The sequence below is a fragment of the Cellulomonas wangsupingiae genome, from assembly GCF_024508275.1.
Taxonomy (GTDB): Bacteria; Actinomycetota; Actinomycetes; order Actinomycetales; family Cellulomonadaceae; genus Cellulomonas; species Cellulomonas wangsupingiae.
The window spans coordinates 1,081,859-1,107,083 of record NZ_CP101989.1 but is presented as its reverse complement, the minus strand read 5'-3'; the positions used below and the strand labels follow the sequence as shown (position 1 = coordinate 1,107,083).

At 74.9% G+C, this 25,225-nt stretch carries 24 protein-coding genes; 7 read left to right on the top strand and 17 right to left on the bottom strand.

Annotation, left to right across the window (positions count from 1 at the left end):
* Window positions 1–18: 18 nt before the first annotated feature.
* Genes sdhA through NP075_RS05175 form a run of 3 tightly spaced genes read left to right on the top strand, consistent with a single transcriptional unit; the run spans window position 19 to window position 3,478 of the window.
* Entirely contained in the window at window positions 19–1,857 is a 1,839-nt protein-coding gene (gene sdhA, locus NP075_RS05185) for a succinate dehydrogenase flavoprotein subunit (protein WP_227564237.1), read from the top strand.
* Window positions 1,857–2,642 carry a succinate dehydrogenase iron-sulfur subunit gene (locus NP075_RS05180; protein ID WP_227564236.1) on the top strand — a complete coding sequence of 262 codons (786 nt, stop codon included), beginning with the start codon at window positions 1,857–1,859 and terminating at the stop codon, window positions 2,640–2,642. Before sdhA ends, NP075_RS05180 begins: the two co-directional genes overlap by 1 nt.
* Entirely contained in the window at window positions 2,642–3,478 is an 837-nt protein-coding gene (locus tag NP075_RS05175; RefSeq protein WP_255629394.1) for a phosphotransferase, read from the top strand. Before NP075_RS05180 ends, NP075_RS05175 begins: the two co-directional genes overlap by 1 nt.
* Here the strand turns inward: NP075_RS05175 and NP075_RS05170 are convergent.
* The 7 genes from NP075_RS05170 to sigE all read right to left on the bottom strand — a co-directional run bounded on the left by NP075_RS05170 (window position 3,424) and on the right by sigE (window position 9,648).
* Window positions 3,424–4,485, bottom strand: a complete 1,062-nt coding sequence (locus tag NP075_RS05170) for a YihY/virulence factor BrkB family protein (RefSeq protein ID WP_227564234.1) — start codon at window positions 4,483–4,485, stop codon at window positions 3,424–3,426. The two genes, NP075_RS05175 and NP075_RS05170, sit on opposite strands and share 55 nt — an antisense overlap.
* Before the next feature lie 10 nt (window positions 4,486–4,495).
* Window positions 4,496–5,017 carry a 2'-5' RNA ligase family protein gene (locus NP075_RS05165; RefSeq protein WP_227564233.1) on the bottom strand — a complete coding sequence of 174 codons (522 nt, stop codon included), beginning with the start codon at window positions 5,015–5,017 and terminating at the stop codon, window positions 4,496–4,498.
* Window positions 5,018–5,055: 38 nt separating this feature from the next.
* Entirely contained in the window at window positions 5,056–6,117 is a 1,062-nt protein-coding gene (trpS, locus tag NP075_RS05160) for a tryptophan--tRNA ligase (protein WP_227564232.1), read from the bottom strand.
* 65 nt (window positions 6,118–6,182) lie between these two features.
* Entirely contained in the window at window positions 6,183–6,569 is a 387-nt protein-coding gene (locus NP075_RS05155) for a twin-arginine translocase TatA/TatE family subunit (RefSeq protein ID WP_227564231.1), read from the bottom strand.
* A gap of 39 nt (window positions 6,570–6,608) precedes the next feature.
* Window positions 6,609–8,105 (bottom strand): S1C family serine protease, encoded by a 1,497-nt coding sequence (locus NP075_RS05150; protein ID WP_227564230.1) that lies wholly within the window; start codon window positions 8,103–8,105, stop codon window positions 6,609–6,611.
* On the bottom strand, window positions 8,102–9,022 hold the full coding sequence (locus tag NP075_RS05145) for a zf-HC2 domain-containing protein (protein WP_227564318.1): 921 nt from the start codon (window positions 9,020–9,022) through the stop codon (window positions 8,102–8,104). Before NP075_RS05145 ends, NP075_RS05150 begins: the two co-directional genes overlap by 4 nt.
* A complete protein-coding gene (sigE, locus tag NP075_RS05140) occupies window positions 9,022–9,648 on the bottom strand; it encodes an RNA polymerase sigma factor SigE (RefSeq protein ID WP_227564317.1) in 627 nt (208 codons plus the stop codon). The genes NP075_RS05145 and sigE overlap by 1 nt, the downstream gene beginning before the upstream one ends.
* Before the next feature lie 164 nt (window positions 9,649–9,812).
* Here sigE and NP075_RS05135 point away from each other — a divergent pair, with 164 nt between their 5' ends.
* Entirely contained in the window at window positions 9,813–10,445 is a 633-nt protein-coding gene (locus tag NP075_RS05135; RefSeq protein ID WP_227564316.1) for an O-methyltransferase, read from the top strand.
* A gap of 66 nt (window positions 10,446–10,511) precedes the next feature.
* Here NP075_RS05135 and NP075_RS05130 read toward each other — a convergent pair whose 3' ends face one another.
* The 6 genes from NP075_RS05130 to dapE all read right to left on the bottom strand — a co-directional run bounded on the left by NP075_RS05130 (window position 10,512) and on the right by dapE (window position 16,707).
* Window positions 10,512–12,110 (bottom strand): leucyl aminopeptidase family protein, encoded by a 1,599-nt coding sequence (locus NP075_RS05130; RefSeq protein ID WP_227564229.1) that lies wholly within the window; start codon window positions 12,108–12,110, stop codon window positions 10,512–10,514.
* A 10-nt stretch (window positions 12,111–12,120) separates the two neighbouring features.
* Complete coding sequence (locus NP075_RS05125; protein WP_082131650.1) at window positions 12,121–12,288, bottom strand: DUF3117 domain-containing protein; 168 nt, start codon at window positions 12,286–12,288, stop codon at window positions 12,121–12,123.
* Between the two features lie 139 nt (window positions 12,289–12,427).
* A complete protein-coding gene (locus NP075_RS05120; RefSeq protein ID WP_227564228.1) occupies window positions 12,428–13,717 on the bottom strand; it encodes a hypothetical protein in 1,290 nt (429 codons plus the stop codon).
* A complete protein-coding gene (folP, locus tag NP075_RS05115; protein ID WP_227564227.1) occupies window positions 13,714–14,640 on the bottom strand; it encodes a dihydropteroate synthase in 927 nt (308 codons plus the stop codon). Before folP ends, NP075_RS05120 begins: the two co-directional genes overlap by 4 nt.
* Window positions 14,637–15,536, bottom strand: coding sequence for an LOG family protein (locus NP075_RS05110; protein ID WP_227564226.1), 900 nt, complete (start codon window positions 15,534–15,536; stop codon window positions 14,637–14,639). Before NP075_RS05110 ends, folP begins: the two co-directional genes overlap by 4 nt.
* Window positions 15,537–15,591: 55 nt before the next feature.
* On the bottom strand, window positions 15,592–16,707 hold the full coding sequence (gene dapE, locus NP075_RS05105; RefSeq protein WP_227564225.1) for a succinyl-diaminopimelate desuccinylase: 1,116 nt from the start codon (window positions 16,705–16,707) through the stop codon (window positions 15,592–15,594).
* Between the two features lie 67 nt (window positions 16,708–16,774).
* Here dapE and dapD point away from each other — a divergent pair, with 67 nt between their 5' ends.
* Together dapD and NP075_RS05095 are read left to right on the top strand one after the other, a co-directional pair.
* On the top strand, window positions 16,775–17,770 hold the full coding sequence (gene dapD / locus NP075_RS05100) for a 2,3,4,5-tetrahydropyridine-2,6-dicarboxylate N-succinyltransferase (protein WP_227564224.1): 996 nt from the start codon (window positions 16,775–16,777) through the stop codon (window positions 17,768–17,770).
* Window positions 17,771–17,773: 3 nt separating this feature from the next.
* Entirely contained in the window at window positions 17,774–18,664 is an 891-nt protein-coding gene (locus tag NP075_RS05095) for a hypothetical protein (protein ID WP_227564223.1), read from the top strand.
* 30 nt (window positions 18,665–18,694) lie between these two features.
* On the opposite strand, the gene NP075_RS05090 is transcribed toward NP075_RS05095, so the two are convergent.
* The 3 genes from NP075_RS05090 to fdxA form a co-directional block, all read right to left on the bottom strand.
* The gene (locus NP075_RS05090) at window positions 18,695–20,008 is read right to left on the bottom strand and encodes a citrate synthase (protein WP_227564222.1); all 1,314 of its coding nucleotides are present in this window, start codon (window positions 20,006–20,008) and stop codon (window positions 18,695–18,697) included.
* A gap of 260 nt (window positions 20,009–20,268) precedes the next feature.
* The gene (dapC, locus tag NP075_RS05085) at window positions 20,269–21,417 is read right to left on the bottom strand and encodes a succinyldiaminopimelate transaminase (RefSeq protein WP_227564221.1); all 1,149 of its coding nucleotides are present in this window, start codon (window positions 21,415–21,417) and stop codon (window positions 20,269–20,271) included.
* A 28-nt stretch (window positions 21,418–21,445) separates the two neighbouring features.
* On the bottom strand, window positions 21,446–21,772 hold the full coding sequence (fdxA, locus tag NP075_RS05080) for a ferredoxin (RefSeq protein ID WP_227564220.1): 327 nt from the start codon (window positions 21,770–21,772) through the stop codon (window positions 21,446–21,448).
* Window positions 21,773–21,866: 94 nt separating this feature from the next.
* Between fdxA and NP075_RS05075 the strand changes: the two genes are divergently transcribed.
* On the top strand, window positions 21,867–22,154 hold the full coding sequence (locus NP075_RS05075) for a putative acetyltransferase (RefSeq protein ID WP_227564219.1): 288 nt from the start codon (window positions 21,867–21,869) through the stop codon (window positions 22,152–22,154).
* A 6-nt stretch (window positions 22,155–22,160) separates the two neighbouring features.
* On the opposite strand, the gene NP075_RS05070 is transcribed toward NP075_RS05075, so the two are convergent.
* On the bottom strand, window positions 22,161–25,157 hold the full coding sequence (locus tag NP075_RS05070; RefSeq protein WP_227564218.1) for a VanW family protein: 2,997 nt from the start codon (window positions 25,155–25,157) through the stop codon (window positions 22,161–22,163).
* Window positions 25,158–25,225: the final 68 nt, after the last annotated feature.

Sequence of the window (25,225 nt, the reverse complement as noted above, 5' to 3'; positions counted from 1 at the left end):
AGGAAGGCCTAGCAGCCGATGCAGACCCACCAGTACGACGTCGTCATCGTCGGCGCGGGCGGCGCCGGGATGCGCGCGGCGCTCGAGTCCTCGGCTCGCGTGCGCACCGCCGTCATCTCCAAGCTCTTCCCCACGCGCTCCCACACCGGCGCGGCACAGGGCGGCATGTGCGCCGCGCTGGCCAACGTCGAGGAGGACAACTGGGAGTGGCACACCTTCGACACCGTCAAGGGCGGCGACTACCTGGTCGACCAGGACGCCGCCGAGGTCATGGCCAAGGAGGCCATCGACGCGGTGCTCGACCTGGAGAAGATGGGCCTGCCGTTCAACCGCACGCCCGAGGGCCGCATCGACCAGCGGCGCTTCGGCGGCCACACCCGCAACCACGGCGAGGCGGCCGTGCGCCGCTCCTGCTACGCCGCGGACCGCACGGGCCACATGATCCTGCAGACGCTGTACCAGCAGTGCGTCAAGAACGACGTCGAGTTCTTCAACGAGTTCTACGTCCTGGACCTGCTGGTGGACCACGACCTGGCGACCGGCGACGTGCCGGAGGGCGAGGAGGTCAACGCGTCCGGCGTCGTGGCCTACGAGCTCGCGACGGGCGAGATCCACGTCTTCCAGGCGAAGGCCGTCGTGTTCGCCACGGGCGGCGCCGGCAAGATCTACAAGACCACGTCGAACGCGCACACGCTGACCGGTGACGGCATGGCGCTGGCCTACCGCCGCGGCATCCCGCTGGAGGACATGGAGTTCTTCCAGTTCCACCCGACCGGCCTCGCCGGCCTGGGCATCCTGCTCTCGGAGGCCGCGCGCGGCGAGGGCGGGATCCTGCGCAACTCCGAGGGCGAGCGCTTCATGGAGCGCTACGCGCCCACGATCAAGGACCTCGCGCCGCGCGACATCGTGGCGCGGTCCATGGCCAACGAGGTCCGGGAGGGACGCGGGGCGGGACCGAACAAGGACTACGTCCTGCTCGACCTGACGCACCTCGAGCCGGCCCACATCGACGCGAAGCTGCCCGACATCACGGAGTTCGCGCGCACGTACCTCGGCATCGAGCCGTACACCGAGCCCGTGCCCGTGTACCCGACCGCGCACTACGCGATGGGCGGCATCCCCACGAACATCGAGGGTGAGGTGCTGCGCAACGCCACCGACGTCATCAAGGGCCTGTACGCCGCCGGTGAGGTCGCGTGCGTGTCGGTGCACGGCTCGAACCGCCTGGGCACCAACTCGCTGCTCGACATCAACGTGTTCGGCAAGCGGGCCGGCAAGGCCGCCGCCGCGTACGCCGCCACGGCGCCGTTCGTCGAGCTGCCGCCGAACCCGGCGACGCGCGTCGAGGCCGAGCTGGAGACGATCCGCACGCGCCCCGACGGCGACCGCGTCGCCGACATCCGCCGCGCGCTGCAGGAGACGATGGACGCGAACGCCCAGGTGTTCCGCACGTCCGAGTCGCTCACCCAGGCGCTCGACGACATCAAGGCGCTGCGCAAGCGGTACGGGGCGGTCTCCGTGCAGGACAAGACCCGCACCTTCAACACCGACCTCCTGGAGGCCGTCGAGCTGGGCTTCCTGCTCGACATCGCCGAGACGGTCGTCGTCGGGGCGCTCAACCGCGAGGAGTCCCGTGGCGGGCACTTCCGCGAGGACTTCCCGGACCGCGACGACTCCCGGTTCATGCAGCACACCATGGCGTACCGGCGGCCGGTCGCCGCGGGCGCGGCCGACGTCGCGGTGCCCGGGTCCGACGCGGCCTTCCGCCGGGCCGAGGCGTTCGACGGCTACCAGGTCGTGCTGGGGGCCAAGCCCGTCACCGTCACCCGCTACCAGCCGATGGAGCGCAAGTACTGATGACCGCCACCGTGGAAGCCCCCGCAGCCGAGGTCGGCGCCGTGCCGTCCTTCCAGGTCACGCTGAAGATCCGGCGGTTCCTGCCGTCGGACGAGGACATGCCGGCGTTCGGCGAGCCCTTCGTCGCCGAGCCGCGCTGGGACGAGTTCACCCTCGAGGTGCACGGCACCGACCGCGTGCTCGACGCGCTGCACAAGATCAAATGGGAGCACGACGGCTCGCTGACGTTCCGCCGGTCGTGCGCGCACGGCATCTGCGGGTCCGACGCCATGCGCATCAACGGGCGCAACCGGCTCGCGTGCAAGACGCTGCTCAAGGACCTCGACCCGTCCAAGCCGATCACGGTCGAGCCGATCAAGGGGCTCCCGGTCGTCAAGGACCTCGTGGTCGACATGGAGCCGTTCTTCGCGTCCTACCGCGAGATCATGCCGTTCCTCGTCACGACGGGTACCGAGCCGACCAAGGAGCGCCTGCAGTCGCCGCAGCAGCGCGAGCGCTTCGACGACACCACCAAGTGCATCCTGTGCGCCGCGTGCACGTCGTCGTGCCCCGTGTTCTGGACCGACGGGCAGTACTTCGGCCCGGCCGCGATCGTCAACGCGCACCGGTTCATCTTCGACAGCCGCGACGAGGGCGGCACCCAGCGCCTGGAGATCCTCAACGACAAGGAGGGCGTGTGGCGCTGCCGCACGACCTTCAACTGCACCGAGGCGTGCCCCCGCGGCATCGAGGTCACCAAGGCGATCCAGGAGGTCAAGCGCGCCATGATCACGCGCGCGTTCTGATGACGGGCCCGCTCGACGGGCTCCCCCGCTGGGTAGAGCCGGACGACGCGGGACCCGAGGTGACGCTGCCGGGCGGCAACGTGGGCGGCGCGGTGCGCGTCGGTGCGACCGTCCGGCGGCCCGCCGGCCCCTGGACGCCCGCCGTGCACGCCCTGCTCGCGCACCTGCGCGCCCGAGGGCTCGACGGCGTCCCGGCGCCCCTCGGCGTCGACGCGCAGGGGCGCGAGGTCCTCGAGCACCTGCCCGGTGAGGTCGTCGACCTCGCGGAGGTCACCGACGCCCGCCTCGCCTCGGGTGCCGCCTGGTTGGCGCGGTACCACGCCGCGGTCGCCGACCTGCGGCCCGGCCGCGTCCGGTGGCGGTTCGAGGAGCGCGACCTGGCACCCGGCGAGATCGTGTGCCACCACGACGCGACGATGTACAACATGCTCGTCGCGCGGCCCGGTGCCGACGACGTCGTCGGCGTCCTGGACTGGGACGTGGCAGGGCCCGGCGTACCGATCGACGACCTGGCGATGTACGCGTGGAGCGGCGTGCCGTTCTACGCCGACCCGGGTGCGCAGGAGGGCGCCCGGCGCCTGCGGCTGGTCGTCGAGGCCTACGGGCGGCAGACCGCGGGGACCGCCCCGGTCCCGACGGCGGACGAGCTCGCCCGTCACGTCGTGGTGCGGATGACCTCCTCGACCGACCGCATCGAGGCGGGGCAGCGGGCCGGCGACGAGGGCATGCGCAACCTGCTGCGCGTGGGCGAGCCCGCGCGCACGCGCGCCGCCCTCGCGGCCTACGTCGACCGGCTCCCCGCGTTGCTCGCCGCCCTGGCGTCCGCCTCCTCCTGAGACTCACCGACCGGCGGCGCCGGCGGGTTCGCGGTCCAGGCCGCGGCCAGCAGCACGATCCGGGCGATGAGCTTCAGCCACAGCAGGAGCACGACGATCACCGCGAACGACGCGAGCACGGGGTTCCTGCCCACGGACCCCGCGACCACGGACGTCCCGAGCACCCGGACGACGCCCAGGCCGGCGGCCGCGATCGCCGCACCGCCGAGCAGGTCACGCCGCGGCGGCGCCTGCCCCGCGAGGACGCGCACGATCATGACGAACAGCGCGGCGTCCACGACGAAGGCGACGGCGATGCCGAGGACGCGCACCACGAGGCCCGACGAGTCGGACCAGCCGACCAGGTCCATGAGCCAGTCCGCGGCCGTGGTCACCACCAGGCCGAGGACGCTCGACAGCAGCACGGCCAGGGCGATCGCGAAGAACCCGCCCAGCTCGCGCAGCTTTCCGAAGACGAGGTTGTCGGGCGTGTGGACGTCGAACATCGCGCGGACCGCGGTGCGCAGCGCGGCGACCGCCGAGATCGCGGTGAACAGGAGCACGCCGGCCGCGACGATCCCCGCGATGCCGAGCCCGGTGCTCAGGACGAGCTGGTCGGGCTCGATCAGGCCCTCGCCGTTCCCCGTGTCCACGAGGCCGGGCAGCGACGCGTCGATGGTCTGGAGCACCGTGTCCCGGAGCTGGGTGTTGCGGCCCAGGACGGCCATGAAGATCGTGTAGCCGATCGTGAGGCCGGCGAAGACGGAGAAGAGCGTCGTGTACGCCAGGCCGCCCGTCAGCAGCCCGCCCCCGGCGCGTCCGAACCGCGCGTTGGCACGCGCGACCCGGGTGCGCTGCCACCACGCCAGCACCGCTCGCCCACGCTCGACGAGGCCGGCGAACCCCGGCTTCCAGCGCGGCCCGGGCTGCGGGTCGGGCGCCTGCTCGGCCGCGTGCACGTGGGCCGCGCCGGCCCCGGCCGGCGGCGCGACGACGGTGCGCTCGTGGTGGGTGCTGCGACGTCCCATGCGGGCGAATCTAGGCGGGGGCGGTGGCCCCGGCATCTGCGGCGCCGAGCACGAACTGCCTGGCAGGCCGCCACGCGCCGTCGTCGTAGACGAAGCGGTGCAGGTGCGCGACCTCGAACTCGGCGTCGAAGTCCGCCATCGCGTCCTGCACCTCGTCGAGCACCGCGTCGTCCAGGTCGTGCGCGACCGTGACGTGCGGGTGGTAGGGGAACCGCGGCTCGGTCCGCAGCAGCCCGGTCCGCAGGGCCGCCTCGAGCGCCGCGCACTGCTCCGCGCCGGCCTCGAGCGCCACGAAGACCACGGGCGAGACCGGGCGGAACGTCTGCGCACCGTGGAGCCGGACCCGGAAGGGCTCGTGGCTCGCGGCCGTGCGCGCGAGCTGGGCGTCGACGTCGGCGATCCGGTCGTCCGGGACGCCCGTCGGGCCGATGAGCGTCACGTGCGGCACGACGTTGCGCGCCTGCGGGTCGCCGCACCGCACGCGCGCGTCGTGCAGCCGGCTGCGGAACGGCTCGGGGACCGTGACGGCCACGCCGACGATCGTCTCGCCCGGGCCCGTGACCGGAAGCCTCACGCCCGGGCCCGCCGGCGCGGGAGCAGGCCCGAGCGGTCGTAGATGCGCTCGAGCGTCGGCGTCGCGAGCTCACGCGCCCGCGCGGCGCCGTCGGCCAGCACGTCGTCCAGCGCGCTGGGGTCCGACAGGTAGTGCCGCACGCGCTCCTGGAACGGGGTGAGGAAGTCGACCACGACCTCGGCGAGGTCCTTCTTGAGGTCGCCGTAGCCCTTGCCGTCGTAGTCGGCCTCGAGGGACGCGATGCTGCGGCCCGACAGCGCCGAGAAGATCGTCAGCAGGTTCGACACCCCGGGCTTGGCCTGCGGGTCGAAGCGGATCTCCCGCTCGGCGTCCGTGACCGCCGACCGGATGCGCTTCGCGACGACCTTCGGGTCGTCGAGCAGCTCGATGAGGCCGTTGGGGCTCTCCGCGGACTTGCTCATCTTCGCCGTCGGGTCCTGCAGGTCGTAGATCTTGGCGGTCGCCGAGACGATGTACGGCTCCGGGACCACCGCGGTGCCCGGCCCGAACCGCGAGTTGAGGCGCTGCGCGAGGTCCCGCGTGAGCTCGAGGTGCTGCCGCTGGTCCTCCCCCACGGGCACGAGCGCCGTGTCGTACAGCAGGATGTCGGCCGCCATCAGGACCGGGTACGTGAACAGCCCGACCGTCGTGCCCTCGGACCCCTGCTTCGCGGACTTGTCCTTGAACTGGGTCATGCGGCCGGCCTCGCCGAAGCCGGTGTGGCACGACAGGATCCACGCGAGCTCGGCGTGCTCCGGGACGTGGGACTGCACGAACAGGATCGAGCGCTGCGGGTCCACCCCGGCCGCCAGGTACTGCGCGGCCGTACGGCGCGTGCGCTCGCGCAGCACCGTGGGGTCGGGCGCGACGGTCAGGGCGTGCAGGTCGACGACGCAGTAGATCGCGTCGTGCGTGTCCTGCAGCGCGACCCACTGGGTCAGGGCGCCCAGGTAGTTGCCGAGCTGGAGGGAGTCCGACGTCGGCTGCATGCCCGAGAAGATGCGTCCCCCCGCCGTCGACGACGTGGCGGGCTGCGACGTGGACAGCACCTGGGTCATGTGCGCTGGTCTCCTGGAGGTGGTCGGCCGAGGCCGGGTGGGGGGAAGGCGGGTGGTCGTGCGGCTCAGGTCGCCTCGTCGTCGAACGGTGCCGGTCCGGTCTCGGTCGGCGCCGCCGCGGCGAACGCCGGGGCCGCCGTGGCCGCGGCCGTCCGGGCGCGCCCGGGGCGAGGCACCGACGGACGGGACGGCTCACGCGGCGGCGGGTCGTCGAGCAGGGCGTCACGCACGATGCGTCGCGGGTCGTACCGGCGGGGGTCGAGCGCCGCCCAGTCGACGTCCTCGGTGCCCAGCTCGGCACCGACGCGGTCCTTGGTGTCGCGCGCGACGTCGCGCAGACGCCTCACCCACCCGGCGAGCTGCTCCGCGTACGCCGGCAGCCGCTCGGGTCCGATGACCAGCCCGGCGACGAGCAGCAGGATGAGCAGCTCGCCGCCGTTGATCCCGAACACCCGACCAGGTTACCGCGACGGGCGCGTCCGGCCGGGCTGTCAGCCGGACGGCGCCGCGTCCAGCCGGACCCGGACGTCCCGCTCGTCGTCGCCCGTGCGCACCCGCAGCACGACCGTGTCGCCCGGCTCGTGGGCACGGATGGCCACGATCAGCTCCTCCGACGCCGTGACGGGCCGGCCGTCGATCGCCAGGATCACGTCGCCGCGCCGGATGCCCGCGAGGTCGGCGGGCCCGTCGAGGGTCACCGCACGCGAGTCCGGCGGGTCCTCCTCGAAGACCCGCACGCCCTCGCCCGAGTACTCCGGGTCGAGCAGCACGCCGATGACCGGGTACGTGGCCGCACCGGTCTCGATGAGCTGCTCGGCCGTGCGGCGCGCCTGGTTGGACGGGATGGCGAACCCCAGGCCGATGCTCCCGACGCTCGTGAGCCGGCCGGGCAGCTGGGCGATGGCGGAGTTGATGCCCACGACCTCGCCGCGGGCGTTGACGAGCGGCCCGCCGGAGTTGCCCGGGTTGATCGCCGCGTCCGTCTGGATCGCGTTGATGAACGCCGTGCCGCCCTCGTCCCCGGCGACCACCGGGCGGTTGAGCGCGCTGACGATGCCCGTCGTGACGGTGCCCACGAGCCCGAGCGGCGCACCGATCGCGACGACCGGGTCACCGACGACGACCGCGTCGGAGTCCCCCAGCGCCAGCGGCGTCAGACCCGTGGCCTCCACCTTCACGACGGCCAGGTCGTACTCGGCCGTCGCTCCCACGACGCTGCCCGGCAGCTCCGTGCCGTCCGCGAACTGGACGACGAGCGAACCGTCCTGCGCACCGGCGACGACGTGGTTGTTCGTCAGCACGTAGCCGTCCTGCCGCAGCACGAACCCGGAGCCCGAGCCCTCCCCCTCCGCGTGGGAGACCTCGATCGACACCACGCTCGGCAGCACGCCCGCGGCGATGCCCGCGATCGACTCCGGGGCGCGCCCACCGACCTGCGCGCCGGGGACCGGGACCACCGGCAGGCCCGCGTCGGCGCGGCGGCCGTCGTCGGGCATCACACGGCTGCCGAGGAGCCCACCGGTGAACCCCGCCACGAGTGCCACGGCCACCAGCGGCGCGACCCAGGCGAGCGACAGCGTGCGGCGGCGGCGCCGGCGCACGGCGGGCGTCCCCGGGACCGCGTGGGGAGCGGAGCCGTACGGCGCCGCTGAGGAGTGCGTGACGGCCGGCGGCGCGAACGGCGCCCCGGGCGAGGCGCCGGCCGTGGCCTGCTGCGGTGCGGCGCCCGGACCCCCGGGGGCGGCCGGTGCCGCGGCGGCGGGAGCGGCCCGCCGGTAGGAGGACGGTGCCGCGAAGAGCGGCGGCGCCTGCGTGGACGGCGAGGCCGGCGTGGACGGAGGGGCCGGCGTCGACGGCGGGGCTGGCGTGGACGGAGGGGCCGGCGCGGCCGGCGTCGACGGCGGCGTCCCGTCCGGGACGCCCGGGGGCGTCTCCTGCGGCACGACCGGCGACGAGCCGTCGGCCGGCGGACCGTCGGCGGCGCTCACGGGAGATCCCACGCGGCGTAGACGGTCTGCCAGCCGCGGCCGATGCGCCCCGTCACGGTGTCGTCGTACCCGCCGGACGGGAACGCCGCGACGAGTGCGTCGACCTCGCTGCCGTCCTGCGCGGCGACGACCTGCACGACCGTCGCCTCCGACTGCCACGCGACCTGCCACGGCTCGACGGACAGCACGTGGACCTGCCGGCCCCCGATCTCGCGGACCGGCGCCCCGAGCAGGGCGTCGGTGTCGAGACGGCCCTGCTGCTCGGTGACCACGTAGGCACCGGCGGGGCCGGTGACGGTGACCTCGAGCACGCGCGGGCCGTCGGACGACCAGCTGACGGCGCCCACGTGCCACCCCTCGGGCAGGCTGTGGGGGAACGTCCAGCCCTGCTGGCGGAGCCACGCGACGGTGTCGTCGTCGGCGGGGAGCGCGTCGTCCCATACCGGCGACGACGTGTGCGCGAGCAGCCCGAGCGCCGCCGCCGGGTGGGTCGACGGCGTCACGACGGGCCGCCCACCGAGCAGGAACAGCCCGGCGGCGACCACGCCCAGCCCGGCGACCGACCCGAGCACGAGGCGCGCGGGCGCCCGGCGGCCGACCACGTCACCGCGCAGCGCGTGGGTCGCGGAGAACGGGAGCGCCGCCGTCGTCCCGGGCGCGAACGGGTCGCGCGAGCCCGGCGGCGGGGGCAGCGGCGGCCCGCCGCCCTCGGTCGACAACGACAGCAGCCGCGCGGTGAGGTCGTCCGTCGGCTGCACGGGGTCCGCCGCGGCGGCGAGCGCCCGCCGCGCGGCACGGGCGGCCGCCAGCTCGTGCGCGCACGAGCTGCACGTCGCCACGTGCGCGAGCGCGCGCTCGGTGGCGGCGGGGTCGAGCTGTCCGTCGACCAGCGCGCTGATCCGCGACCCGAGGTGCATCACCCGGCCACCTCCGCGCGCTCGGTGCCGGCGTCGGCGTCGGACGGGGCGATCGGCCGCCGGTGCTCGAGCGCGAGCCGGAGGCGCGCCCGCGCGCGGTGGATGCGCGAGCGCACGGTGCCGAGCTTGATGCCCAGCGTCACCGCGATCTCCTCGTACGACAGCCCTTCGATGTCGCAGAGCACGACGGCGGCGCGGTACTCGGGGGGCAGCTCGTCGAGCGCCCGCTGCACGTCGTGGTCGAGGTTCGCGGCCTCGAAAGCCCGCTCGGGCGTGGTGAGGCGGTCGGGCGACGCCCACCGCTCGGTGTCGTCCCCGATCGGCTCGATGCGCACGCGCTGGCGGCGCCGCGCCTGGTCGAGGAAGAGGTTGGTGGTGATCCGGTGCAGCCAGCCCTCGAACGTCCCGGGGCTGTACGTGTGCAGGGACCGGAAGACGCGGACGAACGTCTCCTGGGTGAGGTCCTCGGCGTCGTGCCGGTTGCCGGTGAGCCGGTACGCGAGGCGGTACACGCGGCCCGAGTGCTCGCGGACGATCTCCTCCCAGGACGGGGCCTGCCACGGCGCGGGCTGGGCGGTCATCTGCGGGGTCCACTCCTCGGTCGATCGCTGGGCCCAGTGTCCCAGGTCGCGGCCCCCGCTCGTCCGGTGTTCGTCCTCGGCGGAACAGGGGTCGCGGGCCGGGAGCCCGTGCTGCGCCACGCGCACCGCGTCCGCCGCAGGTCCCGCCCCCGGCACTACGCTCGCAGAAGCAGGCGAGCCCGCTCGGGGCCCGCGACGAGGAGGCCGTCATCTCCACCGACAAGGCGCAGAGCTGGGTCTACTGCGAGGAGTTCCTCGACGAGGACGAGGTGCTGCTGCGGGCTCGCGAGCGCGCGTCGCACCTCGGGTGCACCCCGGTGCTGCCCGGTGCCGGTGCGGCGCTGCGCGTCCTCGCCGCGGCGGTCCAGGCGCGCGCGGTCGTCGAGGTCGGCACCGGTGCCGGCGTGGGGTCGCTCTACCTGCTGCGCGGCATGCCGGCCGACGGCGTCCTGACGACGATCGACCTCGAGCTCGAGCACCAGCGCGCCGCGAAGGAGGCGTTCGCCGAGGAGGGCGTGCGCAGCACCCGCACCCGCGCCATCTCCGGCCGCGCGCTGGACGTCCTGCCCCGCCTCACCGACGGCGGCTACGACATGGTCGTGGTCGACGCCGACGTCGAGAACTACCCCGGCTACGTGGACCAGGCCGTGCGCCTGCTGCGGCCCGGTGGCGTGCTGGTCGTCGACGACGCGCTGTGGCACGACCGGGTCGCGGACCCCGCGCGCCGCGACGAGGCGACGACGACGGTGCGGGACGTCGGGCGCCAGGTGCGCGCCGACGACCGGCTGGTCCCGGCGCTGCTGCCCACGGGTGACGGCCTGCTGGTCGCTGTCCGCCGCTGACGCCCCGCCGGCGCCGCCGGGACCGCAGCCGTCGGGCGACGCCGGTCGCGGCGCCCTTGCGGGTCGTCAGTCCAGCGAGGTCAGGAACTCCAGCAGCAGGCGCGCGCCGAAGCCGGTGGCACCCTCGGTGACCTCGTGCTTGTCCGACGTGGAGCGACCGGGCCCGGCGATGTCGAGGTGCGCCCAGGACCGCTCCCCCACGAACCGCCGCAGGAAGAGCGCCGCCGTGATGGAGCCGCCGCCGATGCGGCGGTCCTCCGGCACGTGGCGTAGGTCGGCGACGGACGAGCGCACGGCCTCCTCGTAGTCCGCGACCAGCGGCATGTGCCACACGAGCTCGCCGGTGCGCTCGGCGGCCGCCTCGAGCCCGGCGACCAGGGCGTCGTCCGTGCCGTAGAGGGCCGCGTGCTGCTTGCCCAGGCCGAGGCTCGCGGCACCGGTCAGGGTCGCGACGTCGACGAGCACGTCCGGGTCCAGCGTCGCGTCGGCCCACGCGAGCGCGTCGGCGAGGACCAGGCGGCCCTCGGCGTCCGTGTTGGCGATCTCGACGGTCGTGCCGCCGTGGACCGTCACCACGTCGCCCGGCCGGTACGACGCGGCCCCGACGTGGTTCTCGGCGAGCGGAAGCACGGCGGTGACCTTGTGCGGCACGCCCGCCTGGGCGGCCGCGAGCACGGTCGCCAGCGCCACCGCGGAGCCCGCCATGTCGGTCTTCATCGGCACCATCGCCTCGCGCGGCTTGATCGACAGGCCGCCCGTGTCGTAGGTGATCCCCTTGCCGACGACGACGACGTGCCGGCCCCCGCCCGCCGCCGGCGTGTACGTCAGGCGCACGAGACGGGGGGACGACGCGGAGCCCGCACCGACCGCGAGGATGCCGCCGAAGCCGCCGGCGGTCAGCTCGCGCGGTCCGAGGACCTGGACGTCGAGCCCTGCCTTCGACCCCAGGCGGCGCGCCCGGTCCGCCATCCACGCGGGGTCCTTGATGTTGGACGGCATGTTGGCCAGGTCGCGCACCAGCCAGGTCGCGCCGGCACCGATGCGCGCCGCGTCCACCGCGGCCGCGACCTGCTCGCCGTCCCGGCCGAGCAGCACGAGCTCGGTCGCCACCTGCTCCGCGGGCTCGGCCGTCAGCCGCGGCGGCGTGTACGCCGCGAGCAGGTAGCCCTCGACCACGGCCCGCGCGGCGAGCGCGGCACCCTGCTCGTCGTGGTGGGTCTGCGCACCGACCGTCGCGGCGACGCGGCGCAGGCCGCGCGTCGCACGGGCCAGCGCCGCCCCCGCCCGGCGCAGCGCCGTCGGGCTCTCGTCGCCGACCCCGACCAGGACGATCCGGGGCGGCAGCCCTGCCCACGGCAGCGCGACGGACGACCCGACGGGCAGCGGCAGGTGGACGGTGAACGCCTCACCGGCGGCACCCGTCAGCCCGGCCCGCTCGGCCAGCTCGGCGAGGTCGATGCCGTAGCGGGCGGCCGCCTGCGGCGTGCCCGAACGCGGCTGCAGCGCGTCGTCGCCGTCGCGCCGCGGGGCCACCTGCACGGCGACCGCGTCGACCGACCCGTCGGCCAGCAACGGGGAGTCGACGACGGTCGCGCCGTGCAGCGTCACGGCGGGCGGCGTGCGGAGCACGCCCAGGACGGTCCTGGCGGTGGTGCGGGGGCTCATGCGCGCGTCGTCAGCCGACGACGGAGCTCAGGGCCTCGCCCAGCTCGGCTGCCTCGGTCGCGTTGAGCTCCACCACCAGCCGTCCGCCACCCTCGAGCGGGACGCGCATGACGATGCCGCGCCCTTCCTTCGTCACCTCGAGCGGTCCGTCGCCGGTCCTCGGCTTCATCGCGGCCATCCGGGCCTCTCCTTCACGTGTGCGCGACCGGCCGACGGTCGTCGGGGAGCCCCGACAACCTCCTGATCAGCCGGTTGTCCACCGACCATCCTAGTTCACCGCGCCCGGCTCCCGCCCGGGTGGGACCGGCACGAACGGGTCACGGTGGCCAGTCCGACGGCGGGCCGAACTGCCACATCTGCCGGATCCAGAGCACCTGCAGCCCGAGCATGAGCGCCAGCACGAGCGCGAACCAGGTGCGGCGGGCCCACGCCGGCCGCGGCACGACGCCCGCCGTCACGGCGGCCAGAGGGAACGCGAGCAGCAGGAACCGGGCCAGGCTCGAGCCCGGCTCGATGACGGCGACGACGTACACCAGGTACGCGGCCGACCACGCGTGCAGCTCGGCGCCGAGGCGCCGCGCGGCGGGCACCAGCAGCACCGCCGCCGTCAGCGCGAACCCGCCGAGCACGACCGGCACCGCCCACCGTCCCAGCCAGTACTGCGGCACGTACGTCCACGCGACGAACGGCACGACCTGCCGGACCCCGCGCCACGCCTCCTGCGTCTGGAGGTAGCCGTCGGGCACCCCGGTGACCCACCCGCAGATCGCCGGCCACGCCAGCCCCGAGACGGCGGCCGTCGCGGACAGCGCCGCCAGCGTCAGGGCGTCCCGGCGACCGAACGTGCCGTCCCCACGTCGGGCGCGCCACCACCTCACCCCGGCGTGCACGACGACCACGACCGCCATCGGCAGCGCCACCGCACGCGTGAACCCCAGGGCCACGACGACGAGCCCCGCCCACGCGTACCGTCGCCGGACCAGCAGCAGCAGCGCCGAGGCGATCAGCAGCAGCGCGGCCGACTCGGTGTACGCGACCTGCAGGACCGCGGACGTCGGGAAGGCGCAGACCAGGGCGACGGCCGCCAGCGGCAGGCCCGGCCGCGCGGCGACGGCCCGCGGCGCGCCGTGCCGCACGGCCTCGTGCACGACGAGCACGGCCGCGCCGCCGAGCAGCAGAGCGACGGTCGGCGCGACCGCCACCCAGCTGCCACCGGTCAGCGTCATGACGGCCCGCACGAGCATCGGGTACAGCGGGAAGAACGCCCACCGGTTCTGCTGCACGACACCCTGCTCGTCGCGCGGGAGCTCCGCCGGGTAGCCCTCCTCGGCGATCCGCTGGTACCAGCCTGCGTCGAACATCAGCCCGACGTACTCCTGGTACGACGGGTTCGCCCCCGTCCACGGGTTCGCCACCTGGTGCGTCGCCGTCCACACGAACGCCGCGGCGGTGAACAGGCGCGAGGCCGCCCAGACGAGCAGCACGTGCACCCACCAGGGCCAGCTGCGGACGCGCCGCCACCGGGCCGGCACCGGGGTGGCGCGCCCCTGCGCGTCGACGACCTCGGCGACGTCCCCGAGCGCGGCCGGCGGCGTCCCGGAGGTCACAGCAGGCCCCGCAGCGCGACGGCCGGGGCACGCTCCGCGCGGATCGCGGCCACCATGTCGACGGCGCGCCGGGTCGCCGCGACGTCGTGCGCACGGAACACGCGCGCCCCCAGCCACGCCGCGACGGCGGTGGCCGCCAGCGTGCCCTCCAGCCGCTCCTCCGGCGGGAGACCCAGGGTCTCCCCCACCACGTCCTTGCGCGAGACCGCCACGAGCACGGGGTGCCCGATCGCCACGACCTGCGGGGTCCTCCTCAGCAGGTGCAGCGAGTGCCACGTGGTCTTGCCGAAGTCGAGCGTCGCGTCGACGAGCACCGACGCCGGGTCGACCCCGAGCGCGACGGCCCGCGCGGCCGCCGCGGTCAGCGTCGCCACGACGTCCGCGACGACGCCGTCGAGCGGGTCCGTGCCCGCAGGCGCGGGGTACGTGACCCGCAGCGGGTCGCTGCGCGGTGCGGCCCCGCCCGTGTGCGAGCACACCACGCCGAGGCCTCGCTCGGCGGCGACCTCGACGAGCGCGGGGTCGTGGCCGGCCCACGTGTCGTTCAGCAGGTCGGCGCCCGCGTCGGCCGCGGCGCGGGCGACCCCCGACCGCCACGTGTCGACGCTGACCAGCAGGTCCGGATGACGCGTGCGGACCCGCTCGACCACGGGCACGACGCGGGCGATCTCCTCCGCCTCGTCGACGGCGGGACCGCGCCCGGCGCGCACGCCCCCGATGTCGAGGACGTCGGCGCCCTCCTCGACCGCACGGTCCACCGCCGCGTCGACCGTGCCGGCACCGTGGCGCGCGGGCGCGTAGAAGGAGTCCGGGGTGCGGTTGACCACGGCGACGACCACCGGGTGGCCGTCGCCGAACGTGCGTCCGCGCAGGCGCAGCGGGGTGGCACCGGCCGGGACGCCGGGCAGTGGCCCGCTCGTCACCACCCGCCGTCCGTGAGCGCCTCGGCAGGTGCGTCGTCGTCCCGGCCGTCGGCCGTCCGGGCAGGGCGGGACCGCCCGTCGCCCGCCGCGGCGGCCGCGCGCTGGTCGCGTGCGGCGGCGCGCACGGCGGCCTGCTCCTCGGCGCGGAGCTCGGCACCGCGCCGCACCACGATCTCCACCGCCTCCTGCGCGGACGACGCGATCTGCAGCAGGTCGATGTCGGCGGCCGCGATCATGCCCTGCGGGTGGACGGTGTCGCGCAGCCACGTGAGCAGGCCCGTCCAGTAGTCCGCACCGAGCAGGACGATCGGGAAGCCCGTCACCTTGTGCGTCTGCACGAGCGTGAGCGCCTCGAACAGCTCGTCGAAGGTGCCGAACCCGCCCGGCAGGACGACGAAGCCCTCCGAGTACTTGACGAACATCGTCTTGCGGGCGAAGAAGTAGCGGAAGTTGACCCCCAGGTCGACCCACGGGTTCATGCCCTGCTCGAACGGCAGCTCGATGCCGAGCCCGACGGACAGCCCGTCCGCCTCGGTGGCGCCCTTGTTCGCGGCCTCCATGATCCCGGGGCCGCCGCCGGTGATGACGGCGTAGCCGGCCTCGACGAGCTCGCGCGCCACGTCCTGCGCCATCGCGTAGTACGGGTCGTCGGGCTGCACGCGCGCGGAGCCGAAGACGCTGACCGCCGGCCCCACCTCGGCCAGCGCACCGAAGCCCTCGACGAACTCGCTCTGGATGCGCATGACGCGCCACGGGTCGTCGTGCAGCCAGGTCGCGGTGGAGGGGCGTGCCAGCAGCCGCTGGTCGGAGGTGGTGGCCGGGATCTGGTCGCGGCGCAGCAGCACCGGACCGCGGCGGTACTCCGGCGCCGGTGCCGACGTGTCGTCAGGAGTCATCCTCCGAGCCTAGGACGCGTCCGCGGCGCCCGCGGCGCCCCGCCACCCGGACGTGTCAGGCCGTACCCAGCGGGAGGTCCTCGGGCTGCGCGCCCGTGAGCCACGCGCGCAGCGCGCGGTGGCACAGCTCGATCTGCGCGACCGGCACGCGCTCGTCGTCCTTGTGCGCCAGCAGAGGGTCGCCGGGGCCGAAGTTCACCGCGGGCACACCGAGCGCGCTGAAGCGGGCGACGTCCGTCCAGCCGTACTTCGGGGCCGGGCGGCCACCGGTGACGGCGAGCACGGCGGCGGCGAACTCCTGCGCGGCGGGCGCGTCGAGCCCTGGCCGGGCACCGGCGGCCGCGTCGGTGACCACCACGTCGTAGCCGGCGAACAGCTCGCGCACGTGGGCGACCGCCTCGTCGACGGTGCGCGACGGCGCGAACCGGTAGTTGACGGTGACCACGCAGGCGTCCGGGATGACGTTGGTCGCCACGCCACCGGTGATGCGCACGGCGTTGAGGCCCTCGCGGTACGCCAGCCCGTCCACCTCGACCGTCGCGGGCTCGTACGCCTCCAGGCGGCGCAGCACCTCGCCGGCGGCGTGCACCGCGTTCACGCCGACCCACGCGCGCGCCGAGTGCGCCGCGACGCCGCTGAGGCGCACCTCCACGCGCAGGGTGCCGTTGCACCCGCCCTCGAGCCCGCCGTCGCTCGGCTCGCCCAGCACCGCGAAGTCGGCGGCCAGCCAGTCCGGGTGCCGCGCCACGAGCCGGCCGAGCCCGTTGAGCTCGGCGTCGACCTCCTCGTGGTCGTAGAACACCCACGTCACGTCGTGCACCGGTGCCGTCAGCGTGGCCGCGAGCGAGAGCTCGACGGCGACCCCGCCCTTCATGTCGACCGTGCCGCGACCCCACAGCACGTCGCCCTCGAGGCGCGTGGGCAGGTTCCCCGCGAGGGGCACGGTGTCGAGGTGCCCGGCGACGACGACGCGGCGCTCGCGGCCCAGGTGCGTGCGCGCCACCACGGCGTCGCCGTCGCGCAGCACCTCCAGGTGGGGGTGCGCCCGCAGCGCCGCCTCCACCGCGTCGGCCAGCCGCGTCTCGTCGCCGCTGACGGAGGGGACGTCGCACACCTGACGCGTCAGCGTCACGACGTCGGCGGACAGGTCCAGGAGCTCCTCGGCGGCCACGCGACCGACCCTACGCGGGCGGACGCGATCACGGACCGCGGCCGTCCGCGACGTAGGCTTGGGAGCCATGACCGACCGCACGGCCTGGGGCCTCGGCCTGGCCACCGTCACCGACGCCGGCACGACGCTCGACGTCTGGTACCCCGAGCCGGCCCTCGGCGCCCCGCCCGCCACGCTCGACCTCGACGACCCCGCGTCCGTGCGCGAGCACGCACCCGCCGGGCTCGTCGCGTGCGAGCGCGCCGACGCCGCGCGCGCCGTGCGCGTCACGCTCGTCGCGACGAGGATCGACCTCGACGCGCCGCCCGCCGGCACCGCCGACGCCTACCTGCGCCTGCACCTGCTGTCCCACCGGCTCGTCGCGCCCCACGGGCAGAACCTCGACGGCCTCTTCGGGGTGCTCCCCAACGTCGTGTGGACCGACCGCGGCCCGTGCGCGGTCGAGGGGTTCGAGACGACGCGGCTGCGGCTGCGCGCGGCGACGGGCACACCGGTCACCGTGCACGGCGTCGACAAGTTCCCGCGGATGGTCGACTACGTGCTGCCGTCGGGCGTCCGCATCGCGGACGCGGACCGCGTGCGCCTCGGTGCGCACCTGGCGCCGGGCACCACCGTGATGCACGAGGGCTTCGTCAACTTCAACGCCGGGACGCTCGGCACGTCGATGGTCGAGGGCCGGATCTCGGCCGGCGTCGTCGTCGGGGACGGCTCGGACGTGGGCGGTGGCGCCTCGATCATGGGCACCCTGTCGGGCGGGGGCCGCGAGGTCGTCTCGATCGGGCAGCGGTCGCTGCTCGGCGCCAACTCGGGCCTGGGCATCCCGCTGGGTGACGACTGCGTCGTCGAGGCGGGCCTCTACGTGACCGCCGGCACCAAGGTGCGGCTCGTGGGCTTCGACGTCGACGGCGCGGTGGACGACGGGGACGCACGCGTCGTCAAGGCCCGCGTGCTCGCGGGCGCCGACAACGTGCTGTTCCGGCGCAACTCGCGCACCGGTGAGGTCGAGGCCGTCGCCCGGTCGGGAGCGGGCGTCCACCTCAACTCCGCCCTGCACGCGAACTGAACCGTGCCACGACGACGACGCCGCGGCTGCCTGCCGGCACTCGTGGTGGCCGCGCTCGTGGTCGTGCTGGTGGCGGTCGCCGTCACCGCCGTCGTGGCGCTGCTCGAGCGACGGCCACCGGCCGCCGTGGCGGAGCGGTGCTTCGCTCACCTCGACGGCACGGACTGGAGCCTGAGCCCGGACCAGGCGCAGCACGCGGCGCTCGCGGCGGCCGTGGCGACGCGCCGAGGGCTGCCGGCGCGCGCCGTGACGATCGGGATCGCGACGGCGCTGCAGGAGTCGCGCCTGGAGAACATCGACTACGGCGACCGTGACTCGGTCGGCCTGTACCAGCAGCGCCCGTCGCAGGGCTGGGGCACCGTCGAGCAGATCATGGACCCGGTGTACTCGACGACGAAGTTCTTCGAGGGCCTGGAGAAGGTGCCCGGCTACCAGGACATGGCCGTCACGGAGGCCGCCCAGGCGGTGCAGCGCAGCGGCTTCCCCGACGCGTACGCGCAGCACGAGGTGCGCGCCCGGGCATGGGCGTCGGCCCTCACGGGGCACTCGCCGGCCGCCCTGCGCTGCACGCTGGACCCCGTCGACGAGCCCGGGGGCACGGGGCCCGTGCTCGCCCGCATCACCCGCGACCTCGGTGACGTCGCCGTGGGGGTCGCCCTGCCCGACGAGGCGGGCCGCTCGACGATCGACCTGCCCGGCACGGCCCTGCCCGTCGAGGACCCGGTACGCGCCGGCTGGTCCCTCGCACAGTGGTCGGTCGCCGTGGCCTGGGCCGTCGACGTGGAGTCCGTCACGGTCGGCGACGTCACGTGGACGCGCGCCGAGCCGACGTGGCAGCCGACCGGCACCGCCCCGCTGCCCGCGGGGCAGGTCCGCCTCACCGTCGCCGGCTGATCCCGCCCCCGGGCAGGGCCCGGTGCCGGGTCAGCGACGCTCGACGGGCACGTACGCGCGCTCGGTCGCGCCGGTGTACACCTGGCGCGGGCGGCCGATCTTGGTCTGCGGGTCGTTCATCATCTCGCGCCACTGCGCGATCCAGCCGGGCATCCGCCCCAGGGCGAACAGGGGCGTGAACATCTGGTCCGAGAAGCCCATCGCCTTGTAGATCAGGCCGGTGTAGAAGTCCACGTTGGGGTACAGCTTGCGGGAGATGAAGTAGTCGTCCGAGAGGGCGATCTCCTCGAGACCCATCGCGATGTCGAGCAGCTCGTCCGTGCTGCCCAGCGCCGTCAGGACCTCGTGGGCGCTCTGCTTGACGATCGCCGCGCGCGGGTCGTAGTTCTTGTAGACCCGGTGGCCGAAGCCCATGAGCCGGACGCCGTCCTCCTTGTTCTTCACGCGCCGCATGAAGGCCGTCGCGTCCCCGCCGTTGGCCTTGATCTGGTCGAGCATCCGCAGCACGGCCTCGTTGGCGCCGCCGTGCAGCGGGCCGGACAGGGCGTTGATGCCGGCCGCGACCGACGCGTAGATGTTCGCCTGGCTCGACCCGACGACGCGGACCGTCGACGTCGAGCAGTTCTGCTCGTGGTCGGCGTGCAGGATGAGCAGCTTGTCGAGCGCGTTGACGACGGTCGGGTCCGGGTCCCACTGCTGGTACGGCACCGCGAACGTCATGCGCAGGAAGTCCTCCACGTACCCGCGCGAGTAGTCCGGGTACAGCAGCGGCTCGCCCTTCGAGGCGCGGTGCACGTACGACGTGATCGTGCGCGTCTTCGCGAGGATCAGGACCGTGGCCAGCTCGATCGTCTCGGGGTCGAACGGGTCGAGCGACTCCGGGTAGAACGTCGACAGCGCGTTCAGAGCCGAGGCCATGACGGCCATCGGGTGCGCGTTGCGCGGGAACGTCCCCATGAACGTGCGGAAGTCCTCGTGCACCAGCGTGTGCCGGTTCACGCGCTGCTCGAAGGCGCTCAGCGCCTCGGGCGTCGGCAGCTCGCCGTTGATGAGCAGGTACGCGACCTCGAGGAAGGACGAGTGCTCGGCGAGCTGCTCGATCGGGTACCCGCGGTAGCGCAGGATGCCCGCGTCGCCGTCGATGTAGGTGATCTGCGACTCGCACGAGGCGGTGTTCATGAACCCCGGGTCGACCGTCACCATGCCCGTGTCGCGCAGGAGCGAGGAGACGACGATGCCGTCGTTGCCCTCGGAGGCGGGCACCACGGGCAGGTCACGCGCCTGCCCGTCGACGACGAGCTGGACGGGGGCTTGCACCGGAGCAGTGACGACGACGTCCGACATGGGTGTCCCTTCTTGCGCCGATGAGCAGTCCATCCGGCCCCGGCGGTTCGCCGCGCGGGTCCATGGGTGGCCGCGCGGTGATGACCCTCGTCGGCCCGCAGCGACGGTACCTGCGGTACCGGCATCTTGACCAATGTGCGACGGACCCTTGGCCCGTATGTGAGGTTCCTCACAGCCGGTGTCGCCAATGTACGTCCTGCCGGGACGCGGCGACCAGGCCACGCGCGCCGGATGTGGCCTCCGCGCCCGCAGGACGTGGCCTACGCGCCCGACAGGCGCGCCGCCGCCTCCGCGACCTGCTCGTCGGTGGCCGTGAGGGCCACCCGCACGTGGCCGGCCGCGGCGTCGCCGTAGAACGACCCCGGCGCCACCAGCAGGCCCAGCTCGGCGAGGTCCCGCACGGTCGTCCACCCGTCCTGGGGTGCGCCGTCCGGCCGCACCCACAGGTACAGGCCGGCGTGCGAGCGGTCGACCACGTACCCGGCCTGCTCCAGCCCGGCACGCAGCGCGGTCCGGCGACGCCGGTACCGCTCGCGCTGCTCGGCGACGTGCGCGTCGTCGTCCAACGCGGCGACCATCGCGGCCTGCACCGGCGCAGGCACGATCATGCCCGCGTGCTTGCGGGTCTCCAGGAGCCGCGCCACCAGCGCGCGGTCGCCCGCGACGAAGGCGGCGCGGTAGCCCGCGAGGTTGGACTGCTTGGACAGCGAGTACACCGCCAGCAGGTCCGTGCGGTCACCGCGGGTCACCCGCGGGTCCAGCACGCTCGGCACGCCCTGCCCGGCCCACGGCTCGTCCCACGCGAGCTCGGCGTAGCACTCGTCCGAGGCGACGACCACGGGGCGCCCCGTGCGCGCGGACGCGGCACGTGCGGCGTCCACGACCGCCCGCAGCTGCTCGACCCCGAGCACCGACCCGTCGGGGTTGCCCGGGGAGTTCAGCCAGACCAGCCGCACGTCGTCGCGGTGCGCGAGCACCGCCGCGGGGTCGTCCGTCGGCAGCGGGAGCGCACCTGCCAGCCGCGCCCCCACGTCGTACGTCGGGTACGCCGTCGCCGGGTGGAGCACCACGTCACCGGCACCCAGGCCCAGCAGCGACGGCAGGAACGCCACCAGCTCCTTGGACCCGAGCGTCGGGAGCACCGCGTCGGGGTCGAGCCCCGGCACTCCGCGCCGCCGCGCGAACCACGCGACCACGGACTCGCGCAGCGCGCGCGTGCCGTGCGTCGTCGGGTAGCCCGGTGCGTCCGCCGCCGCCGCGAGCGCGTCGCGCACCAGCGGGGGCGTCGGGTCCACGGGCGTGCCGACGGACAGGTCGACGAGACCGCCCGGGTACGCGCGGGCACGCTCGGCGACGGGTACGAGCGAGTCCCACGGGAACTCGGGCAGCGCGCCGGTCAGCAGGCCCACGTGTCCGCCGTCGCCCGACGTCGCGCGCTCACTCGCCGTTCACGCGCAGCGGCAGCGTGGCGATGATCGGGTGGTCGTGCTCGATCTGCCCCATCTTCGCCGCACCGCCCGGAGAGCCGATCTCGTCGAAGAAGTGCACGTTGGCCTCGTAGTACGGCGCCCACTGCTCCGGCACGTCGTCCTCGTAGTAGATGGCCTCGACCGGGCACACCGGCTCGCAGGCGCCGCAGTCCACGCACTCGTCCGGCTGGATGTACAAGGACCGCTTGCCCTCGTAGATGCAGTCGACCGGACACTCCTCGATGCACGCCTTGTCCTTGACGTCCACGCAGGGTTCGGCGATCACATACGTCACGGCGGGTCCTCCACGGCTGCAGCGGTCGACCTAGTATCCCCCACGTGCGTGCTCCCACGACCCGGCGTCCACCGTCCGACACGAGGCGGCCGCTGTGAGCCACGCCACATGGCGCACCTGGAGCGTCGGGACGCGCGTCGTCGTGCGGCGCCGGCGGGACGACCTGCCGCCCGGCGCGACCCTGGGCACGGTGCACGGCGGCGAGCCACCCTTCACCGACGTCCTGGGCGAGGTCGTCGCGCTCGACGACGACGGCCTCACCGTGCGCACGCGCGGCGGGGACGTGCACGTCCCCGCCGGCGACGTCGTGCGGGCCAAGGCCGTGCCCCCGGCGCCCGCACGCCGCCCGCGACGTGGCGAGGACGGGCCGGCGGCCGGGTGACCCGGATCAGGGCGTCGGCGCGGCTCCCGGCGTCGGCGCGGTCCCGCAGACCACCTGGTTCTGCGGCTTGTACCGCCACGTGTCGGACTCGGTGTCGACCAGCTCGCCGTTGAGGTAGACGCGCCGGGTGTTCGTCACCGTGAACCCGGGGTTGCCCTTGCTCTGCGGCTCGCACGTCGGCGACTGGGAGTACACGGTCGTGGGTGCCACGACGCCGGAGCGGCCGCTCGTGTCGGACTCGACCGTGAAGTGCGGGGTGCTCCAGATGCGGACGACTGCGCGACCGTCGGCCACGAAGCCCTGCACGAGGGCGCCGTACGGCGTGTTGTTCTTCCACTTCAGGTCGATGACGCCCGTGAAGATCGTGGCCTCCCGGCCCTCGGGGTAGCGGGAGAACCACTCGCTGTGCGGCGTGTGCTCGACGTCCTCGTAGCCCGCGAAGTAAGCCGCGTTGTAGACGGTCGTCGAGACCTGCGACAGGCCGCCGCCCCAGGCGTCGGTGTGCGCACCGTTGACGATCGCACCGGCCTGCACGAAGCCGTGGGCCGCGTCGATCGGGCCGAGCGCCTCCGTCAGGCTGAACGTCTCCCCGGGCCGCACGAGCGTGCCCGTGATGTTCGCCAGGCCCGCGGCGATGTTCGCCGTCCGGCGCGGCTCGCTCGTCAGCGGGGTGGACCGCTCGGAGACGATCTCCTTGACCCCCAGCGCCTGCAGCGCCTCCGTGGTCTGCGCGGGGTCGGACTGCACGAGCTCGACCGCGGCGACGCGGTCCGTCCCGGCCGTGGCCGCCTGCACGACGGCCGGCCCGACGGCCGCGGGGTCCAGCGTCGTGCCCGGCGTACCGGGGACGATCACCGGTGCACCGTCCTGGAACTCGAAACGTGCGTCCGCCGCCGCCGTCAGCAGGTCCGGCACCTGGGCGAGGACCGCGTCGGTCAGCGCCTGGCCGTCGACCTGCAGCTCGAGAGCGCCGTCCACGGGGACGACCGCCGCGTGCGCCGTGAGGGTCGGCACGTCGAGCACCGCCTGCCGGTCCGCGACCCGCACGGTCACCGGGGCCGCGGCGAGCGGCTGCGCGAGCTCCGTCAGGGCCCGCTGCGTCTCCTCCTGCGTCACGGCCGGCGCGACGACCGCCGTCGGCAGGTCGAGCGGGCGCTCGTCGGTCAGCCACCCGTCCGTCAGGGTGGTCGCGGCGGCTGCCGTGTCGAGCTCCCAGCCGTCGGCCGCCTCCGTCGCGTGCGCGGCGCCGTCGGCGAACACGACCGTGCCGTCCACGGGGGCCAGCACCAGCGAGCCCGACAGCTGGGTGAGCGCGGCGTCGAGCGCCGACTCGTCGACCTGCGTCACGGGCGGCTGCGCGCCGACACCGACGAGGTGACGCCACAGCCGCACCGGCTCGGTGAGGTCGACGCCGGTGAGCCGCGCGACGGTCGCCTCCGTGTCGAGCACCAGGCCCGCGGCGACGGGGTCGAGCTCCGACTGGACCTCCTGGGCGACGACGGGCACGGTCTCGGTCGTGCGCTGCGCGAGCTCGTCGGCGAGGACCTGCTCGGCCTCGCCGGACGACATCCCGCCGATCTGCACCCCGGCGACCGTCGCACCGCGCGGCACACGGTCGGCCAGGGCGTACGACCCGCCCACGTACAGCACGGCGAGCAGACCGACGAGACCGCCGACGATCGCCAGCACCCGGGGCCACCGCCGGCTGCCGTCCTCCGGCTCGAACACGTCGAGCGGTGACGCGTCGCGGTCCGCACCGGGCGTGGCAGCCACCGGCCCGCCCACCGACGGCGCCTCGCCGGGGCCCTGGTCGGTGGTCGGCCACGTCGCCACGGGGACGACCCGGGTCGTCGCGCCGTCACGGGCGTCGGCAGACGCTGCGGCGGGAGCAGCGGCGGTGGGAGCAGCGGCGGTGGGAGCAGCGGCGGTGGACCCGGACGACGCGGCGGCTGTCGCGTCGGGGGCGTCGTCGACGTGAGCAGCCGTCGGCTCCTCGGTGGCAGCTGGCTCGTCGGTGGTCGCTGGCTCGTCGGTGGTCGCGGGCTCGTCTGTGGTCGCGGGCTCGTCTGTGGTCGCGGGCTCGTCGGCGGTCGCGGGCTCGTCGGCGGTCGCGGGTCGGTCGGCGGCGGGCGCGTCAGCGGCGGGTGCGTCGGCGGCGGGCTCGGCCGGTCCCCCGTCGCTCGGGCGGACCGTCGCCGTCTCCGGCGCCCCGGGCGCTGCGGTCTCCCCGGACCCGGCGTCGCCGGCGGGCAGCGGGCTGCGCGGGAGCGCGTGCGCGGCCACGCCCACCGATGCGGCGTTGAGCGCCGTGAACGCGAGCGCGGACAGGCCGCCCAGGTCCTGCCGCGGCGGCGCCGGCGGCACGGTGTCCTCGTCCGGCGTCCTGTCGTCGGGCCCCGGGTCGGGCTCGGCCACGTCGACCGTGGCCTCGGGCGCGGGCTGCGCCTCGGGCGAGCCGTCGGGGGTCGTGTCGGCACCGTCGGGGGTCGTGCCGGCACCGTCGGGGGTCGTGCCGGCACCGTCGGGCGCGCCGTCGCCGGCCCCCGGCGCGGTCACGGCCACGTCCTCCCACGACGGCCACGCGGCGAGCGGCTCGCTCGACGGGGGTGCGAGGGGACGGGCCGCGCCGGTGACACGGGGGGCCGGGTCGTCCGCGGGTCCGCTGGCGTCCGGCTCGACGGCGTGCGGCACGTCCGCGAGCCCGGTGGCAGCGGGCTCGTCCGCCGGCCCTGTCGCCTCCGGCAGGTCTGCGGGCTCGGTCGCCTCCGGCAGGCCTGCGGGCTCGGTGGCGTCCGGTCCACCATCGTCTGCCGAGGCGTTGCCCGCCGAGGCATCGTCCGCCGAGGAGTCGCCCGTGGGAGCGTCGCCCGTCGGGGCCTCGACCTCCGAGACCTGGGCTGCCCCGTCCTCGCCGACCTCGGCGTCGGACCGGTCGGGCACGTCGGCGACGTCGCGGGCGGCGACGTCCTCGGACGGCGTGTCGCGGTCGGTACCGTGCGTCATCGATCCCCCGTGATGCTCCTGCGCGCAGGGCACGCGCGCGGTGATTCTACGCGGGCGACCTGCGCAGA